The sequence below is a fragment of the Microbacterium dauci genome (assembly GCF_030065535.1).
Classification (GTDB): Bacteria; Actinomycetota; Actinomycetes; order Actinomycetales; family Microbacteriaceae; genus Microbacterium; species Microbacterium dauci.
Genome location: NZ_JASJND010000006.1, coordinates 526,184 through 542,387, shown reverse-complemented (window position 1 = coordinate 542,387; position 16,204 = coordinate 526,184). Strand labels below are relative to the sequence as shown.

At 70.0% G+C, this 16,204-nt stretch carries 14 protein-coding genes; 2 read left to right on the top strand and 12 right to left on the bottom strand.

From position 1 onward, the window contains the following. Positions 1 to 346: 346 nt before the first annotated feature. The gene (gene tyrS, locus QNI14_RS11465) at positions 347 to 1,648 is read right to left on the bottom strand and encodes a tyrosine--tRNA ligase (protein WP_430539273.1); all 1,302 of its coding nucleotides are present in this window, start codon (positions 1,646 to 1,648) and stop codon (positions 347 to 349) included. A 71-nt stretch (positions 1,649 to 1,719) separates the two neighbouring features. Here tyrS and QNI14_RS11460 point away from each other — a divergent pair, with 71 nt between their 5' ends. Then, entirely contained in the window at positions 1,720 to 2,313 is a 594-nt protein-coding gene (locus QNI14_RS11460) for a hypothetical protein (protein ID WP_283716729.1), read from the top strand. Between the two features lie 3 nt (positions 2,314 to 2,316). Here the strand turns inward: QNI14_RS11460 and QNI14_RS11455 are convergent, their stop codons facing one another. The 8 genes from QNI14_RS11455 to argC all read right to left on the bottom strand — a co-directional run bounded on the left by QNI14_RS11455 (position 2,317) and on the right by argC (position 10,849). Beyond that, positions 2,317 to 2,952: a SatD family protein gene (locus QNI14_RS11455; protein WP_283716727.1), complete on the bottom strand. Its 636-nt coding sequence runs from the start codon at positions 2,950 to 2,952 to the stop codon at positions 2,317 to 2,319. An 82-nt stretch (positions 2,953 to 3,034) separates the two neighbouring features. After that, positions 3,035 to 4,465, bottom strand: a complete 1,431-nt coding sequence (gene argH / locus QNI14_RS11450; RefSeq protein WP_283716725.1) for an argininosuccinate lyase — start codon at positions 4,463 to 4,465, stop codon at positions 3,035 to 3,037. After that, positions 4,462 to 5,604, bottom strand: coding sequence for a heparan-alpha-glucosaminide N-acetyltransferase domain-containing protein (locus tag QNI14_RS11445; RefSeq protein ID WP_283716724.1), 1,143 nt, complete (start codon positions 5,602 to 5,604; stop codon positions 4,462 to 4,464). Before QNI14_RS11445 ends, argH begins: the two co-directional genes overlap by 4 nt. Continuing rightward, positions 5,583 to 6,506 carry an ornithine carbamoyltransferase gene (gene argF / locus QNI14_RS11440; protein ID WP_283716723.1) on the bottom strand — a complete coding sequence of 308 codons (924 nt, stop codon included), beginning with the start codon at positions 6,504 to 6,506 and terminating at the stop codon, positions 5,583 to 5,585. Before argF ends, QNI14_RS11445 begins: the two co-directional genes overlap by 22 nt. Next, complete coding sequence (locus tag QNI14_RS11435; RefSeq protein ID WP_283716722.1) at positions 6,503 to 7,756, bottom strand: acetylornithine transaminase; 1,254 nt, start codon at positions 7,754 to 7,756, stop codon at positions 6,503 to 6,505. Before QNI14_RS11435 ends, argF begins: the two co-directional genes overlap by 4 nt. Further along, positions 7,753 to 8,652, bottom strand: a complete 900-nt coding sequence (gene argB / locus QNI14_RS11430; RefSeq protein WP_283716721.1) for an acetylglutamate kinase — start codon at positions 8,650 to 8,652, stop codon at positions 7,753 to 7,755. Before argB ends, QNI14_RS11435 begins: the two co-directional genes overlap by 4 nt. Continuing rightward, complete coding sequence (argJ, locus tag QNI14_RS11425; protein ID WP_283716719.1) at positions 8,649 to 9,806, bottom strand: bifunctional glutamate N-acetyltransferase/amino-acid acetyltransferase ArgJ; 1,158 nt, start codon at positions 9,804 to 9,806, stop codon at positions 8,649 to 8,651. Before argJ ends, argB begins: the two co-directional genes overlap by 4 nt. Then, the gene (gene argC / locus QNI14_RS11420; protein WP_283716718.1) at positions 9,803 to 10,849 is read right to left on the bottom strand and encodes an N-acetyl-gamma-glutamyl-phosphate reductase; all 1,047 of its coding nucleotides are present in this window, start codon (positions 10,847 to 10,849) and stop codon (positions 9,803 to 9,805) included. The genes argJ and argC overlap by 4 nt, the downstream gene beginning before the upstream one ends. 240 nt (positions 10,850 to 11,089) lie before the next feature. Here argC and QNI14_RS11415 point away from each other — a divergent pair, with 240 nt between their 5' ends. Continuing rightward, entirely contained in the window at positions 11,090 to 12,214 is a 1,125-nt protein-coding gene (locus QNI14_RS11415; protein WP_283716717.1) for an AAA family ATPase, read from the top strand. Between the two features lie 7 nt (positions 12,215 to 12,221). Here QNI14_RS11415 and QNI14_RS11410 read toward each other — a convergent pair whose 3' ends face one another. Genes QNI14_RS11410 through pheS form a run of 3 tightly spaced genes read right to left on the bottom strand, consistent with a single transcriptional unit; the run spans position 12,222 to position 16,197 of the window. Further along, the gene (locus tag QNI14_RS11410) at positions 12,222 to 12,605 is read right to left on the bottom strand and encodes a hypothetical protein (protein ID WP_283716715.1); all 384 of its coding nucleotides are present in this window, start codon (positions 12,603 to 12,605) and stop codon (positions 12,222 to 12,224) included. Between the two features lie 26 nt (positions 12,606 to 12,631). Further along, positions 12,632 to 15,142 (bottom strand): phenylalanine--tRNA ligase subunit beta, encoded by a 2,511-nt coding sequence (pheT, locus tag QNI14_RS11405; RefSeq protein WP_283716714.1) that lies wholly within the window; start codon positions 15,140 to 15,142, stop codon positions 12,632 to 12,634. Beyond that, the gene (gene pheS / locus QNI14_RS11400; protein WP_283716713.1) at positions 15,142 to 16,197 is read right to left on the bottom strand and encodes a phenylalanine--tRNA ligase subunit alpha; all 1,056 of its coding nucleotides are present in this window, start codon (positions 16,195 to 16,197) and stop codon (positions 15,142 to 15,144) included. The genes pheT and pheS overlap by 1 nt, the downstream gene beginning before the upstream one ends. Positions 16,198 to 16,204: the final 7 nt, after the last annotated feature.

Here is a 16,204-nt window from a genome sequence, read left to right as displayed (position 1 = left end):
ACAAGTGCACGCTGTTGAGTTCTCAAGGATCGGATGCTCCCACACCACCCTTCCGGGCTTCGTAGTGAGGCAACTTCTCGTCGTGTCCACGCCTCGCCGAACGTGATGGCATATCGAGATCTCAGATCTCCGACGTGCGATCACCACGGGGCTTCGAGGTGGGCTTCCCATCCTAGACCTCACGGTCTTGTTCTCTCAAGGAGAGGTTTGGGTTGGGCTCGTTCTCCGCTTGAGGGGGCAAGGCCTTCCGGCTCTCGCTCTTCCCTGTGGGGCGAACAAGTAATAAGTTACGCGCGGATGACGGGTCCGGCAAATCACCCTTGCATCCCGGGCGTGTCGCGCGCTCCTACCCCACGAAGACGCCGGCAAGCGTCTTCTTGCCGCGGCGCACGACCGACACTCCCCCGGGCAAGGAACCAGCCACGATGTGGCCTTCGTCCGCGACCTTCTCGCCGTCCACGACCACACCGCCTTGAGCGATGGCACGACGAGCCTCGCTCAGACTCGACACCAGTCCGGTCTCCACGAGCGCCTGCACAATAGGGATCCCGTCGGCCGTGCGAGCATGCGGGAGCTCTTCGAGTGCGCTGCGGAGGGTGGCGGCATCCAACGACGTCAGATCACCCTGGCCGAACAGTGCATCCGACGCGGCGACGACCGCGAGCGCGGCGTCGTGCCCGTGCACCGTCGTCGTCACCTCGAGCGCGAGTCGGCGCTGCGCCGCACGACGGAACGGCTCCGTCTCCACGAGGCGCTCGTACTCGGCGATCTCATCGCGCGTGAGGAACGTGAAGACCTTGAGCCGAGAGATCACATCGGCATCGGCGGTGCTCAGCCAGAACTGGTACATCCGGTAAGGGCTGCACATCTCGGCATCCAGCCAGATCGCATTGCCCTCGCTCTTGCCGAACTTGGTGCCGTCCGTGTTCGTGATCAGCGGCGTCCCGATGGCGTGCACCGAGGTGCCCTCGACACGGTGGATGAGGTCCGTCCCACTCGTGAGGTTTCCCCACTGGTCGCTGCCACCGGTCTGCAGCACACAGCCGTAGCTGCGGTGCAGTTCGAGGAAGTCCATGCCCTGGAGGATCTGGTAGCTGAATTCGGTGTAGCTGATCCCGGCATCGGAGTTCAGTCGCGCCGAGACCGCGTCCTTCTTGATCATCGTCCCGACGCGGAAGTGCTTGCCGATTTCGCGGAGGAAATCGATCGCGCTCATCGGCGCGGTCCAGTCGAGATTGTTCACCATGCGGGCGGCGTTGTCGCCCTCGAAGCTCAGGAATCTCTCGACCTGTGCGCGCAGGCGCGACACCCACTCCTCGACGGTCTCCCGAGTGTTGAGGACGCGCTCCGCGGTCGGACGCGGGTCGCCGATGAGGCCGGTCGAGCCGCCGACGAGCCCGAGCGGGCTGTGGCCTGCCAGCTGCAGGCGCCGCATAAGGAGCAGCTGCACGAGGTTCCCCAGGTGCAGGCTCGGCGCAGTCGGATCGAAGCCGCAGTAGTACGTGATCGAGCCCTCGGACAGCAGCGCGCGCAGCGCCTCCTGGTCGGTGGACACGTGCACGAGGCCGCGCCAGACGATTTCGTCCCAGACGTTCTCGAACGACGGATCGTTGGCGGGCGCGAGTGCGCTCACGGGGGTTGCAGACACGCGTTTCAGGCTATCAGCGCGGCAGGACGCGCCTCCGCGCAGCGTCGACGGTGCGTGTCAGACTGGCGGACATGGACGCCCTGTACGTGGACCCGGTCATCGCCCTCAGTCTGTCGATCGTCGTCCTCGCGGGCCTGACGGCACCGCTCGTCCTGGCGGCGATCACGTTCCGGCAGCCGAAGACATCGCCGATGGCGGCGGCCGCGATCGTCCTGGTCAGCGCGACGGTCGTCGCGGCGGTCTCCCCCGTCGACGTCCACGCCTCCGTCGCGGTGCCGATCGCGCTGCTCGGCGTTGTGCTCGCCGTGCTCGGCGGGAACCCCGCGACCCGGGTCGTCCTCCGACTCGCCGCCGGCTCGCGAGTACGGGAGACGGCGGACGGCGGCATCCTCATCGGCCCGCCACGCCCATCGGCCTCCGCCGATGGACTCGAGCCACTCCTGCGCGGTGGCACCGCGATCGGCTACCTCGAGCGACTCGCCGTCGTGCTGACCGTGATGGCAGGGTTCCCCGAAGCGATCGCCGTCGTCGTCGCGATCAAGGGCATCGGGCGGTTCTCGGAGCTCGCCGCGGCGGAGGCTCGAGAGCGCTTCATCGTCGGTACGTTCGCGAGCCTCGTGTGGGCGGCCACCGCCGGCGCGCTCGTCAGGCTCGCGATCTGGTGATCGTCACACGACCGACCGCAGCTGCTTGAACGCCTCGACGACCGCCGCGGCACCCGCGGCCGTGAGCGCCTGCGACACCCCCGACTGCGTGATGCCCTCCTGTGCGGCGAGCTCCGCCTGCGTCGACCCGAGGCAGCGACCGTAGGCGAGTCGCCGCGTCCGCTCGGACATCGTCGAAATGAGTTCGTCGCGCGACCACACATAGGCATTCGCGAGCTCCACCGCGAGCGGATCCATCGCTCCGTCCGCTGCGGCGACCCACGTCCGGGCGCGCGGGAGGGCACGGACCTGCTTCGCGTGCAGCGTATCGATGGCGCGGCGAGCGGCCCACCATCCCGGGCCCTCGGCGATGCCACCGGCTGCCGACGGGACGACGCCGATCGGCCCGACGCCGACGCCGAAGCGGAGGTCGACCTCGTCCGGCAACGCGAGGCGCAGCAACGTCAGCGCAGACAACGCCTCCGCGAGACCCGGGTACACCCCCTGCACCTCATCGCCCACCGTGGGGGTGAGCACTCGCTCCGCACCCGGCGCATCGGCCTCGACCTTCGCCACGGCACCATCGATGAGGCGCTGTGCGCGCGCACGATCGACGAGCTCCCGCGAACCGATGATGTCGCCGATGATGACGGTACTCATATTCGAAGCTTATAAGTCTTTTGCTAATTTGCTAAGAAAATCAGCGGAATGCTTATCGGGCGTCGATTCGCCCGGGCCCGCGTCAAAGGCCGAGCGCGTGTCCGGCCGCTTGTGCGCGACGCACCAGCTCTGCGCGCTGCTCGGTCACCCGGGCCGGAGCCGTGCCGCCGACACCCGTGCGGCTCGCCACCGAGCCTTCGACAGTCAGCACTTCACGCACCGACGGCTCGAGCCTCGGTGACACTTCGGCGAGCAGCGCGTCGTCGGCATCCTCGAGACCGATCCCCCGCTGCTCGCAAGCCTGGACGAGGGCACCCGAGATCTCATGCGCCTCACGGAACGGTATGCCGCGCTTCACGAGCCACTCGGCGACATCCGTCGCGAGCGAGAAACCTTCGGGCGCGAGCGACGCCATCCGATCGGTGTCGAACCGCAGCGTCGCGACCATCCCTGCGAACGCCGGCAACACGGTCTCGAGGGTGACGATCGAATCGAAGACCGGCTCTTTGTCCTCCTGAAGGTCGCGGTTGTACGCGAGCGGCAGCGCCTTGAGCGTCGCGAGGAGGCCGGAGAGATTGCCGATGAGCCGCCCCGCCTTGCCGCGCGCGAGCTCGGCGATGTCGGGGTTCTTCTTCTGCGGCATGATGCTCGACCCGGTCGAGTAGCCGTCGTCGAGGCGCACGAACGAGAACTCGCGCGTGTTCCAGATGATGATGTCTTCGGCGAACCGGGAGAGGTCGACGCCGATCATCGCTGCGATGAACGCGAACTCCGCGACGACGTCGCGAGCGGAGGTGCCATCGATCGAGTTCTCGGCGGGACGTGCGAGGCCGAGCTCATCCGCGACGAGCTGCGGATCGAGCCCGAGCGTCGCGCCGGCGAGCGCGCCGCCGCCGTAGGGCGATACCGACGCGCGGGCCGACCAGTCGCGGAGACGCTCGAGGTCGCGGATGAGCGGCCACGCGTGCGCCTGCAGGTGGTGGGCAAGCAGGACGGGCTGGGCGTGCTGCAGGTGGGTGCGGCCGGGCATGATCGCCTCGGGGTGCGCCTCGGCCTGCGCGACGATCGCGTCGATGACGCGCAGGAGGTCGCGGGCGATCACCCGCGCGTGGTCGAGCAGGTACATCCGCACGAGCGTCGCGATCTGGTCGTTGCGGCTGCGCCCCGCGCGGAGCTTGCCACCGAGCTCGGCGCCGACCTCGGCGATGAGCGCCGCTTCGAGCGCGCCGTGCACGTCTTCGTCCTCGGGGCGGGCGACGAGCGACCCGTCCTGGACGGCGACACCGAGCGCATCGAGGCCTGCGTGCATGCGAGCCTCTTCGTCAGCGGTGAGATATCCGGCCGCGGCGAGCGCGCGGGCGTGCGCGTGGGATCCCGCGAGATCGTAGGCGGCGAGCGCCCAGTCGAAGTGGGTCGAGCGGCTCAGGGCGACGAGTTCCGGCGACGGGCCGGACGCGAACCGTCCGCCCCACAGTGCGCCCTGATTCGTTGCCTCGTTCTTGCTGTCGCTCACCTGTCCACCCTATCTGCGGCATCCGCTCGCCCCTGTGCCGACCCTGGCGTCACCCATCGGACGACGGCCGCGACGAGCCGCTCGACCGGACCTCGTCCGACGAGCCACGCCCACAGCGAGCAGCCCACGACGGTCGCGGCGATGAACCACCAGAACGGCTCGAGCGCACGGAAACCCCAGAGATCGGTCGTGTCTCCCAGCAGCACGAATGCCGCGATCGCCCATGCCACGACCTGCCCGACGTACGCGGTGAGGGGCATCGAGCCGACGGCCCGCAGCGGCGCGAGGACCCACGTCGCCGGGGTCCGGCAGACCAGGAGGCAAGCCCCGAGGACGGCTGCGGCGAATCCCGCCGTCCCGACGATGTCGAGGATGCCCTCGGTGTGCGGCTCGGCGCTCCACACCGCAGCGAGGTAGCCATCCTCGGGGAACCGCAGCAGCGTGGCGGCGATGCCGGCGACCGCGACCGCCGCGGCGCCGGCAGCGAGCAACATCCATGCGACGAAGGTGCGACGGAGGTCGAGACGCCCGATCGCGATGCCGGCGAGCACGTATGCGAGCCACGCGGGGAACGGGTACGGCCAGCCGGTCGCATGGAAGAGAGGCTCCCCCACCGCGCTCTCCCAGACCGGCGCGGCATCCAGGATCGGCAGGATCCAGGGCACCGCGATCGCGATCACGGCAGCAGTCACCCAGAGGACGACGGGCGGGGCGACGAGGAACGGAATGGCGAGGAGGAAGAGGATCGCGTACGCCGGCAGGATGACGTAGATCGGCACGCCCGTCGCCAGCAGCGCGAGCCCGATAAGCCAGAGCACAAGCGCGCGGACGGCGATCCGCCGGCGAACGAGCGACAACGCGGCGCCGCGCGCCGGGTTCGCGCCGCCCGAGATGATCGCGAGCGACACCCCGGCGAGCAACGCGAACAAGACCGACGGCCGTCCGTTGACGAGCGCGATCCACGTCTCCGGCTGCGACAGCGCCAGCGGGTCGTCGATGGTCAACAGGTGTGCCGCAAGCATGCCGAACACCGCCAGCGCACGGGCGAGATCGACGCCGTGCAGCCGGGCGGCGCCGTTCCAGCGCCGCCACCCCGTCGTCAGCGACGAAGCGCGATTCACTGCTGCCGAAGCAGCCACACCAGCAGCGCCTTCTGCGCGTGCAGTCGGTTCTCGGCCTCGTCCCAGACGACGCTCTGCGGGCCGTCGATGACCTCGGCGTCGACCTCGTACCCGCGGTCGGCGGGCAGGCAGTGGATGAAGATCGCGTCGTCCTTCGCGAGGCCCATGAACTCGTTCGTCACCTTGTAGCCGCCGAGATCGCGGATGCGGGAGAGCTTCTCCTCTTCCTTGCCCATCGAGACCCACGTGTCGGTCACGACGACGTCGGCACCGGCAGCGGCCTCGAGCGGGTCGGTGCAGAGGGTGAGCGATCCGCCGGTCTCGGCCGCGATGCGGTCGGCATCGGCGACGACATCGGCCCGAGGCGCGTAGGCCTCGGGTGACGCGATGCGCACGTGCATCCCCGCTGTGACACCGGCGAGCGCGTACGAGTGCCCCATGTTCGACATCCCGTCGCCGAAGAACGAGAGCGTCAGCCCCTTGAGGTCGCCCTTGTGCTCGCGGATCGTGAGCAGGTCGGCGAGCAGCTGGCACGGGTGGAAGTCGTCGCTCAGCGCATTGACGACGGGAACGCGAGTACCGCGGGCCATCTCCTCGAGTCCGGCCTGCGCGTACGTGCGCCACACGATCGCGGCGACCTGGCGCTCGAGGACCCGTGCCGTGTCCGACGGCGTCTCCTTGCCGCCGAGCTGGCTGTTGGCCGTCGAGATGATGAGCGGCGACCCACCGAGGTCGGCGATCCCGACCGCGAACGACACGCGCGTGCGGGTCGATGACTTGTCGAAGATCACCGCGACCGTCTGCGGCCCGGCGAGCGGCTTCTCACCCCAGCGGTCCTGCTTGAGCTCGAGGGCGAGATCGAGGATCTCGGCCTGCTCGGCGGGGGTCAGGTCGTCGTCGCGGAGAAGGTGGCGGGTCATGCGGATGCCTCCGTGGTGGTGTCGGCCATGGAATCGAGCAGCAGGGCGTCCTCGACGGTCGCGAGGGCCTTGGCGAACAGGGTCTGGAACTCGTCGATCTCGACGTCGCCGATCGTGAGCGCCGGCGCGAGGCGGATCGTCGACTCGTTCGCGGCGTTGATGATCAGGCCGTGCTGCTGTGCAGCAGCGACGACCGCGCCGGCGACGGGGTGCCGCAGCGAGACGCCGATGAGGAGGCCGCGCCCGCGGCATCCGTCCACCAACGACGATCCGATCGCGTCGATCGCGTCGCGGATCTGCGCACCGCGCTCTGCCGCGGCCTCGACGAGGCCGGCTCGTTCGATCTCGTCCAGCACTGCGGATGCCACGGCGGTGGCGAGCGGGTTGCCGCCGAACGTCGAGCCGTGCGTGCCCGGATAGAAGAGTTCACTCGCGGCACCGAAGGTGATGAGTGCGCCGATCGGGATGCCGTTGCCGATGCCCTTCGCGACGGTGATCGCGTCGGGCGTGATGCCGGCGTGCTGGAAGGCGAACCACGCGCCGGTGCGACCAGCACCCGTCTGGATCTCGTCGACGATGAGGAGCGCGCCGTGGCGCTCGGTCAGCTCGCGCGCAGCCTGGAGGTAGCCCTCGGGAAGTTCGAGGACACCAGCCTCGCCCTTGATGGGCTCGACGAAGAGTGCGGCGACGCGATCGTCGAGTGCCGCTTCGAGCGCCTCGATCGTGGAGTCGAGGAACTCGACGCCGGGGACCATCGGCTCGAAGGGCTGCTGCATGGCCGGCTTGCCGGTGAGGGCGAGCGTGCCCATCGTGCGGCCGTGGAACGCCTGCTTCAGCGCGAGGATGCGCGGCCGGTCGGCGCCGCCGTGCAACCGAGCGAGCTTGAAGGCCGCCTCGTTCGCTTCGGCGCCGGAGTTGCCGAAGTACACGCGACCGGTGTCGCCGGTGCCGGCGAGGCGCTTGAGCCGTGCTGCGAGACCGAGCTGCGGCGGCGTCGCGAAGTAGTTCGAGACGTGACCGAGGGTGGCCGCCTGATCGGCGACGGCCTGCACGAACACGGGGTGGGCATGGCCGAGCGAGACGACGGCGATGCCGCCGAGGAAGTCGAGGTACCGCGTGCCCTCGTCGTCCCACAGGTAGGCGCCTTCGCCGCGGACGAGCATCGCGTAGCGCTCCCCCGCGTTCAGCACCAGATCGCGCGCCGCATCGTCTTTCCAACTCGTCGCGATCACTCCTGCTGCGCCGCTCACTGCGCCACCACCTCTGTTCCGATTCCCTCTGCCGTGAAAAGCTCGACCAGCACCGAGTGGGGCTGCCGCCCGTCGATGATCGCCGCTCGATCGACGCCGCCGTCGACCGCGTCAAGACATGCCTGCATCTTCGGGATCATGCCGGACTCGAGCGACGGGAGCATGTCCCGCAGCTCACTCGCGGTGAGGTGCGAGACGAGCGAGTCCCGGTTCGGCCAGTCGGCGTACAGCCCGGGTACGTCGGTCAAGATGACGAGCTTCGTGGCGCCCAGCGCGACGGCGAGCGCCGCGGCGGCGGCATCCGCGTTCACGTTCAACGACTGGCCGGGGGCATCGGCATCCGGCGCGATCGACGAGATGACCGGCACCCGGTCGGCCGCGAGGTGGTCGAGGACCGACTGCGGGTCGACGCCGACGACGTCGCCGACGTGGCCGAGGTCGTGCTCGGCGCCGTCGACGACCACACCGCGGCGGCGGCCACGGAAGAGCCCGGCGTCTTCGCCGGACAGGCCGGTCGCGAACGAGCCGTGCGCGTTGATGCGCGAGACCAACTGTGGGTTGATCTGACCGGTCAGGACCATCCGGACAACGCTGATCGCCTCGGTGCTCGTGACGCGGTAACCGCCCTTGAACTCGCTGTGGATGTCGAGGCGGTCCAGCATCTTCGAGATCTGCGGACCCCCACCGTGCACGACGACCGGCTTCACACCGACGTGGTGGAGGTAGGCGATGTCCTCGGCGAACGCCGCCTGCAGCTCCTCGCTCACCATCGCGTTGCCGCCGTACTTGATGACGACGATCTGGTCGCGGAAGCGCTTCAGCCACGGCAGCGATTCGACGAGGACCGCGGCCTTGCCGGCAGCCTCTTCGGGAGTGGTCTGTTGCAGATCGGTCATGAGGAGTACGCGCTGTTCTCGTGGACGTAGTCGTGGGTGAGGTCGTTCGTGAGGATCGTGGCCGCAGCGTCGCCGACGCGCAGGTCGATGAGGATGTGCGTGCGACGCGGGGTCAGGTCGACCTCTTCGCGGGGGCGATCGGGGCCGCCTGCGGTGCACACGCGCACCCCGTTGAACGAGACGTCGACGTCGTACGGGTCGAACGCCGCGTCGGTGGTACCGATCGCCGCGAGCACACGCCCCCAGTTCGGGTCGTTGCCGAAGATCGCCGCCTTGAAGAGGTTGTTGCGGGCGACCGAGCGCCCGACGACGACCGCGTCCTCCTCGGATGCCGCGCCGACGACCTCGATCGCGATGTCGTGGCTCGCGCCCTCGGCATCGCCCTGGAGCTGCTCGGCGAGGTCGCGGCAGACCTGCGTGAGCGCCGCCGCGAACGCGTCCAGGTCGGGACGGACGCCGCTGGCGCCGCTCGCGAGCAGCGTCACTTGGTCGTTGGTCGACATGCAGCCGTCGGAGTCGAGCCGGTCGAAGCTCACCCGGGTGGCGGTGCGGAGCGCGGCATCCGCTTCGGCCGGGTCGAGGTCGGCGTCGGTGGTGATGACGACGAGCATCGTGGCGAGTCCCGGCGCGAGCATGCCGGCACCCTTCGCCATGCCACCGATCGTCCAACCGTCGCCGGTGACGACGGCGCGCTTCGGGCGGGAGTCGGTGGTCATGATGGCGAGGGATGCCGCGTCGCCGCCGTCCGCGGAGAGCGCGGCGATGCCCTGCTCGACACCTGCGAGGACCTTCGAGCGGAAGACCTCGTCGCCGGTGCCGATGAGCCCAGTGGAGCAGACGAGCACGTCGCCCGCGCCGACGCCGAGGAGCTCGGCCGCCTTCTCGGCGGTCTGGTGGGTGGTCTGGAACCCGAACGAGCCCGTGAAGCAGTTCGCGCCGCCGGAGTTCAGGACGATGGCCTCGACGACACCATCACCGATGACCTGCTGCGACCAGATGATCGGGTTCGCCTTCGCGCGGTTGCTCGTGAACACCGCGGCGCCGACCTTCTTTGGTCCGCGGTTCACGACGACGGCGACGTCGTTCGCGCCGGTGGACTTGAGGCCGACCGCGACGCCTGCCGCCTCGAACCCCTTCGCTGCGGTCACACTCACGGCGCGACTCCGTTCACGCTCAGGCCCGTGGCCTCGGGAAGGCCGAGGGCGATGTTCATCGACTGGATGGCAGCGCCGGCGGTGCCCTTGACGAGGTTGTCGACCGCCGTCACCACGACGACGCGGTTCGCGGCGCGGTCGATCGCGAGCCCCATCAGCGCCGTGTTCGCGCCGAGGACGTCGGCCGTCCGCGGGAACTGCCCGGCGGGGAGCAGCTGGACGAAGGTCTCCCCCGCGTACGCAGACTCCCACGCGTCCCGGACCTGCTCGTCGCTGACGCCCGGCGCGATCGGTGCCGTCGAGGTCGCGAGGATGCCGCGCGCCATCGGCACGAGCACGGGCGTGAACGAGATGCGGACGGGGCCTGCGGCACCGGCATCCGTCAGCGCCTGCTGGATCTCGGGGATGTGCCGGTGCGTCCCACCGACGGCGTAGGGATTGGCGCTGCCGAGGATCTCGGAGGCGAGGAGGTTCGTCTTCAGGCTCTTGCCCGCGCCCGAGGGGCCGACCGCGAGGACACTGACGATGTCGGAGGCATCGATGACGCCGGCGGCGACGCCGGGCGAGAGACTCAGCGAGACGGTCGAGGCGTTGCAGCCGGGCGCCGCGATCCGGGTCGCCCCGGCCAGTCGGTCGCGCTGCTTCCCGTTCGCGATCGGGAGCTCGGGGACGCCGTAGGTCCACGGCTCGGGGAACTCGCCGCCGTAGAACGCGTCCCACGCGTCTTTCGAGGTGAGCCGGTGGTCGGCGCCCGCGTCGATGACGAGGGGCGTACCCGCTAGCTGCTCGGTGTACTGCGCCGACTGCCCGTGCGGCAGCGCCAGGAAGACGACGTCGTGGCCCGCGAGGATCTCGGGGGTCGTGTCCTGCAGCGTGAGGTGCGCGAGCGAGCGCAGGTGCGGCTGGTGGTCGATGAGGGGCTGCCCCGCGTTCGAGTGCGCCGTGACGGTGCGGATCTCGATGTCGGGGTGCGCCGCGAGGAGGCGGAGGATCTCGCCACCCGCGTAGCCGGAAGCGCCGGAAACGGCGACCGAGATGGTCATGGATTCAACCTTATTGTCTGGAAGGAACGGACCGGGACCGGCGACACCTGCGGCTCGACCCGCGAGGCGCGGGGAGCACGGAGGGTCGCCTAGCGTCGGCGGTCGCCCAGACGTCGGCGCGCGCGGAACACCGTCGAGACGGTGAGCGTGGCGGCCGAAGACATGCCGCGACCCTAACGCGGGCGGCCGAACGGTCGCAAATCGCGGCCGGGTGTCGGGAGGCCGGGGCAGACTGGGCGCATGCTCACGACGCTCGCCGTGTCCGGATACCGCTCGCTCCGCGACGTCGTCATCCCGCTCGACGCACTCACCGTCGTCACCGGGCCGAACGGGTCGGGCAAGTCAAACCTCTACCGGGCGCTCCGACTGCTCGCGTCTGCCGCGCGGGGCGGGATGGTCGGCGCCGTTGCTCGCGAGGGTGGACTCCCCTCCCTGCTGTGGGCGGGACCAGAGCAAGGCGGCACGCAGGGCACCGTCCGAAAGAACCCGATCGCGGTACAGCTCGGGTTCGCTTCCGACGAGCTCGGCTACCTCGTCGACCTCGGCATTCCGCAGACCTCCGGTGCGAACCCCTTCGCACGCGATCCCGAGATCAAACGCGAGCAGATCTTCGCCGGCGCCCTCGCGAAGCCGGCGACGCTGCTCATCGATCGACTCCGTGCGCAAACGCGCGTCCGCGGCGACGGGTGGATGAGCCTCGATCAGCAGCTCGCGCCGTTCGAGAGCATCATCACCGACCTCGCCGACGGCGACACCGCGCCCGAGCTGCTGGGACTCCGCCGCATCATGGGCGGCTGGCGCTTCTACGACCACTTCCGCGTCGACGCCGACGCGCCCGCCCGCGTGCCACAGGTCGGCACCCGGTCGCAGCTCCTCGCCGACGATGGCGCGAACCTCGCGGCGGTCTGGGCGACGATCGTCGACGCCGGGTTCGGCCACGATCTCGATCGAGCCGTGGATGCCGCGTTCCCCGGCAGCCGCGTCCGCGTGGAGGGTGGCGACGGCCGCCTCCGCGTGACCCTCTCGCAGCCGGGGCTCCTCCGGCCGCTCGACGCCGGCGAGCTCTCCGAGGGGACGCTCCGCTACCTGCTGCTGTGCGCGGCACTGCTGCCAGCCCGCCCTGCGCCGCTCGTGGTGCTGAACGAGCCGGAGGCGAGCCTGCACCCGAGCCTGCTCGACCCCGTCGCCGAGCTCGTGCGTGCGGCATCCGCTCGGACGCAGGTGGTGCTCGTGTCACACGCGCGCGGCCTGGTGGATGCGCTGGACGACGCGCGACGGATCGAGCTGCGGCGCGGTGACGCCGGGACCGTCGTCGAAGGTCAGGGGTTCATGGACGTCCCGGCGTGGAACTGGGGCAGCCGCTGAGGCCGGGTCAGAACAGCGTCGTCACTGCGGTGAGTCCACCGAGCACGACGATCGGGATACACGCCACGACGAATCCGCAGATCGTCACGGCGCGGAACACCCGCACTCGGCGGTAGCCCCGCGGGGTCACGAGCGCCGTGATGCCTGCGACCAGGGCTGCGACGCCGATAAAGGTGAACCAGAGCCCGACCTGGCCGTAGAAGTCGTTCCACTCCCACGCCATAGGGAAGAACACCGCCGCCTGCGGGAACAGGAGGGTGAGTACGTCCAGTTCAGCGGCGAACGAGATGACACTGACGAGCACGGTCGCCACGTTGATCCATGCGAGCACTTTGATGCCGCGACCGACGCCGGGTCGGATGTCGGCTGTCGGCTCCTCGGGCTGCGTCATGTGAGCACCGTAGCGCGGGATGCGGGTCAGTCGCGGATGACCGCGCCGAACCGCTCCGCCGCCACCTCAACGCCCGCGAGCTTCGCCTCGGTCGCCTCGGCAGCCGTCAGCGTCCGCTCGTCGGAGCGGAAGCGCAGCGCGAACGTGAGGCTCTTGCTCCCCTCGGGCACGCCCTGGCCGCGGTAGTCGTCGACGAGTCGCACCGACTCGAGCAGCGCGCCCGAGCCCACGGCAAGGGCAGCCTGCACGTCACCGGCGGGCAGATCGGTCGGCACCACGAGGGACACGTCCTGCGTCGCCGCCGGGTACGTGGCGAGGGATGCCGCAACCTCGGGCGCCTGCACGAGCGAGAGCACCAGGTCGAGGTCGATCTCGGCGACGAAGACGCGACCCTGCAGGTCTGCGGCCTCGGAGACCGCGGGCAGGAGCTCGCCGACGTACCCGACCTCGACGTCGCCCACGCTCAGCGTGCCCGCGCGACCCGGGTGGAGCGCGGCACGCTGGGTCTGCGTCACGTCGATCTGGGCGCCCGCTGCGACCGCGACCGTCTGGACCGCGCCGAGCGCATCGGCGAGATCAAAGGCGACCGCGGCACGACCGGGCTGCTTCGGCGAGGCGTTGCCGTGCAGGAGCACCGACACCATCCGCGGCTGCGGCGGGATCGCGGCATCCAATGCGGCGAGGGTCTCATCGCTCGGACGCTGCGCGAGCGGCGGCACCGTGTCGGTGCCGTACGTCACGCCCGCGTCGGGGGCGAAGACCGCACCGGTCTCGAACAGGGCGAGGTCGGTGAAGCCGCGCGACACGTTGCGGTGCGCGATCTGCAGGAGGCCGGGCAGCAGCGAACGGCGCAGGAACGGCGCCTGGCCGTCGAGCGGGTTGGCGAGCTTGACGGAGGGCAGGTGCTCCCCCGACGGCGAGCCGTGGAGGTCGTTCTGCGCCTCGGTCGTGAACGGGAAGGCGACGGCCTCGACGAAGCCGGCGGCGGCGAGCGCGTTCGCGACGCGACGGCGTCCGCGCTGCGCGGCGGTGAGACCGCGCCCGGACGGCGGCGTCGGCAGGAGCGACGGGATGCGGTCGAGCCCGTGGATGCGGGCGACCTCCTCGACGAGCGTCCACTTGTCGGTCAAGTCCGGACGCCACGACGGCGGGATGACCGTCCACGCCTCGTCGGCGTCGGCGACCTCGCACCCGATGAGCTCGAGCGCGCCGGACACCTCGGCGTCGGTGTAGTCCACGCCGACGAGCTGCGCTGCGAACGACTTCGGGAGCGCGATCTCGGGGATGAACACCTCGGCGAACAGTGCTCCACCGGTCTCGGTGTCGAGCGTGCCGCCCGCGAGCTCGACCATGAGGTCGGCGACGCGGCGTGCCGCAACGAACGGGATGAGCGGGTCGACGCCGCGCTCGAAGCGGCGGGATGCCTCGCTGGGCAGCTTGTGTCGGCGGGCGGTGCGGGCGATCGACACGGTGTCGAAGATCGCCGCCTCGATGAGGACATTGCGCGTGGCATCCCCCATCTCGGTCTTCCCACCGCCCATGACACCTGCGAGACCGATGGGGCCCGACTCGTCGGTGATGAGGAGGTCCTCGGCGCTGAGCGTGCGCTCCTTGCCGTCGAGGGTGGTGAGCGTCTCACCCTCGGTCGCACGGCGCACAGTGATGCCGCCGGTGAGCGTGTCGAGGTCGTACCCGTGGATCGGGTTGCCGAGTTCGAGCATCACGTAGTTCGTGATGTCGATGAGGATGCCGAGCGAGCGGATGCCGGCGAGCGTGAGGCGCGCGGTCATCCAGGGCGGCGTCGGGCGGCTCGGGTCGACATCGCGCACGATGCGCACGACGAACTCGCTCGCACCCACGTTGCCGTGGATCGGGGCGGCGTCGTCGACCGAGACGGGGAACCCGCCGGTGGGCTGCTCGAGCTCCTCGAACGGGCGCAGACCCGGGTCGCGGAACACGCCGCCGGTGGCGTGCGCATACTCTCGCGCCGCACCGCGGAGCGAGAGGGCGTAACCGCGGTCGGGCGTGACGTTGATGTCGACCGCGACGTCGTCGAGGCCGAGGAGCGCGATCGCGTCGGTGCCGACCTCGGGGTCGAGGCCGAGTTCGGTGAGGCGGAGGATGCCGGAGTGCTCGTCACCGAGCCCGAGTTCCTTCGCCGAGGCGATCATGCCGTCGGAGACGTGACCGTAGGTCTTGCGGGCGGCGATCGGGAACGGGCCGGGCAGCACGGCGCCGGGCAGCGTCACGACGACCTTGTCGCCCTCGAAGAAGTTGCCGGCGCCGCAGACGATGCCACGGACGCCGCCGTTCGCCTCGCCGACGTCGACCTGGCACCAGCGGATGGTCTTGCCGTTGGACTGCGGTTCGGGCTCGAACGAGACGACCCGGCCGACGACGATCGGCCCGGTGAGGTCGAACGCGTGCACGTCCTCCTCTTCGAAGCCCACCGACACGAACGACGCGAGGACGTCCTCGGGCGTCGCATCGGGCGCGACGTCGACGAACTCGCGCAACCAGGAGAGCGGGACGCGCATCAGACCACCATTCCGAACTGCTCGCTGAAGCGGACATCGCCTTCGGCCATGTCGCGCATGTCCTGGACGTCGGAGCGGAACATGAGGGTCCGCTCGATGCCCATGCCGAAGGCGAAGCCCGAGTACACCTCGGGGTCGATGCCCGCGGCGCGGAGGACGTTGGGGTTCACCATGCCGCAGCCGCCCCACTCGATCCAGCGCGCGCCACCGGGAAAGGTGGGGTGCCACAGGTCGAGTTCTGCGGAGGGCTCGGTGAACGGGAAGTAGTTGGTGCGGAACCGCGTCTTCGCCTCGGCGCCGAAGAGCACCTTCGCGGCGTGGTCGAGCGTGCCCTTGAGGTTCGCCATCGTGATGCCCTTGTCGATGACGAGGCCCTCGAACTGCGTGAAGGCGGGCAGGTGCGTCGCGTCGAACTCGTCGGTGCGGTACACACGGCCGGGGCAGAGGATGTAGATCGGTACCTCGCGCTGCAGCATCGAGCGCACCTGCACGGGGCTCGTGTGCGTGCGCATCACCAGGTGGCGCGCGACCGGATCCACGAAGAAGGTGTCCTGCATCTGGCGCGCCGGGTGATCCGGGGCGAAGTTGAGGGCGTCGAAGTTGAACCACTCGTGCTCGAGCTCGGGGCCTTCGGCGATCTCCCATCCCATCCCGACGAACAGGTCGGCGATCTCCTCCTGCAGGAGCGAGATCGGATGCCGCGCGCCCATACGCGTGCGCGGCGCGAGCGCCGTGATGTCAAGACGCTCCGCTTCGAGCTTCGCGGCCGTCTCGGCCTCGGCGAGCTCGGTCTCGCGCGCCGCGAGCGCCTGGTTCACGCGGCCGCGGGCCTGACCGACGAGCTTGCCGAAGGCGGCCTTCTGGTCGTTGGGGACGTTCCGCAGCTGCGCGTTCAGACGTGCGAGGGGCGAGCCCTCCGCCGTGTGCGCATTGCGAGCGGCCTTGAGCTCGGCGGTGTCGGATGCCGCGGCGAAGGCTGCGAGCGCTTCGGCGACGGCGGCATCCACCGCATCGGCGGTGATCTCTACGGGATCGTTCTGGAGTGCGTCAGACACGAGAGAC

What these genes read in the sequence shown, in the direction of transcription:
- QNI14_RS11410 (WP_283716715.1), bottom strand. Translation starts at nt 12,605, where the DNA reads ATGACGCAGCCCGAGGAGCCGACAGCCGACATCCGACCCGGCGTCGGT.
- QNI14_RS11455 (WP_283716727.1), bottom strand. Translation starts at nt 2,952, where the DNA reads ATGAGTACCGTCATCATCGGCGACATCATCGGTTCGCGGGAGCTCGTC.
- QNI14_RS11415 (WP_283716717.1), top strand. Translation starts at nt 11,090, where the DNA reads ATGCTCACGACGCTCGCCGTGTCCGGATACCGCTCGCTCCGCGACGTC.
- argF (WP_283716723.1), bottom strand. Translation starts at nt 6,506, where the DNA reads ATGACCCGCCACCTTCTCCGCGACGACGACCTGACCCCCGCCGAGCAG.
- pheT (WP_283716714.1), bottom strand. Translation starts at nt 15,142, where the DNA reads ATGCGCGTCCCGCTCTCCTGGTTGCGCGAGTTCGTCGACGTCGCGCCC.
- QNI14_RS11460 (WP_283716729.1), top strand. Translation starts at nt 1,720, where the DNA reads ATGGACGCCCTGTACGTGGACCCGGTCATCGCCCTCAGTCTGTCGATC.
- argB (WP_283716721.1), bottom strand. Translation starts at nt 8,652, where the DNA reads ATGACCGATCTGCAACAGACCACTCCCGAAGAGGCTGCCGGCAAGGCC.
- argC (WP_283716718.1), bottom strand. Translation starts at nt 10,849, where the DNA reads ATGACCATCTCGGTCGCCGTTTCCGGCGCTTCCGGCTACGCGGGTGGC.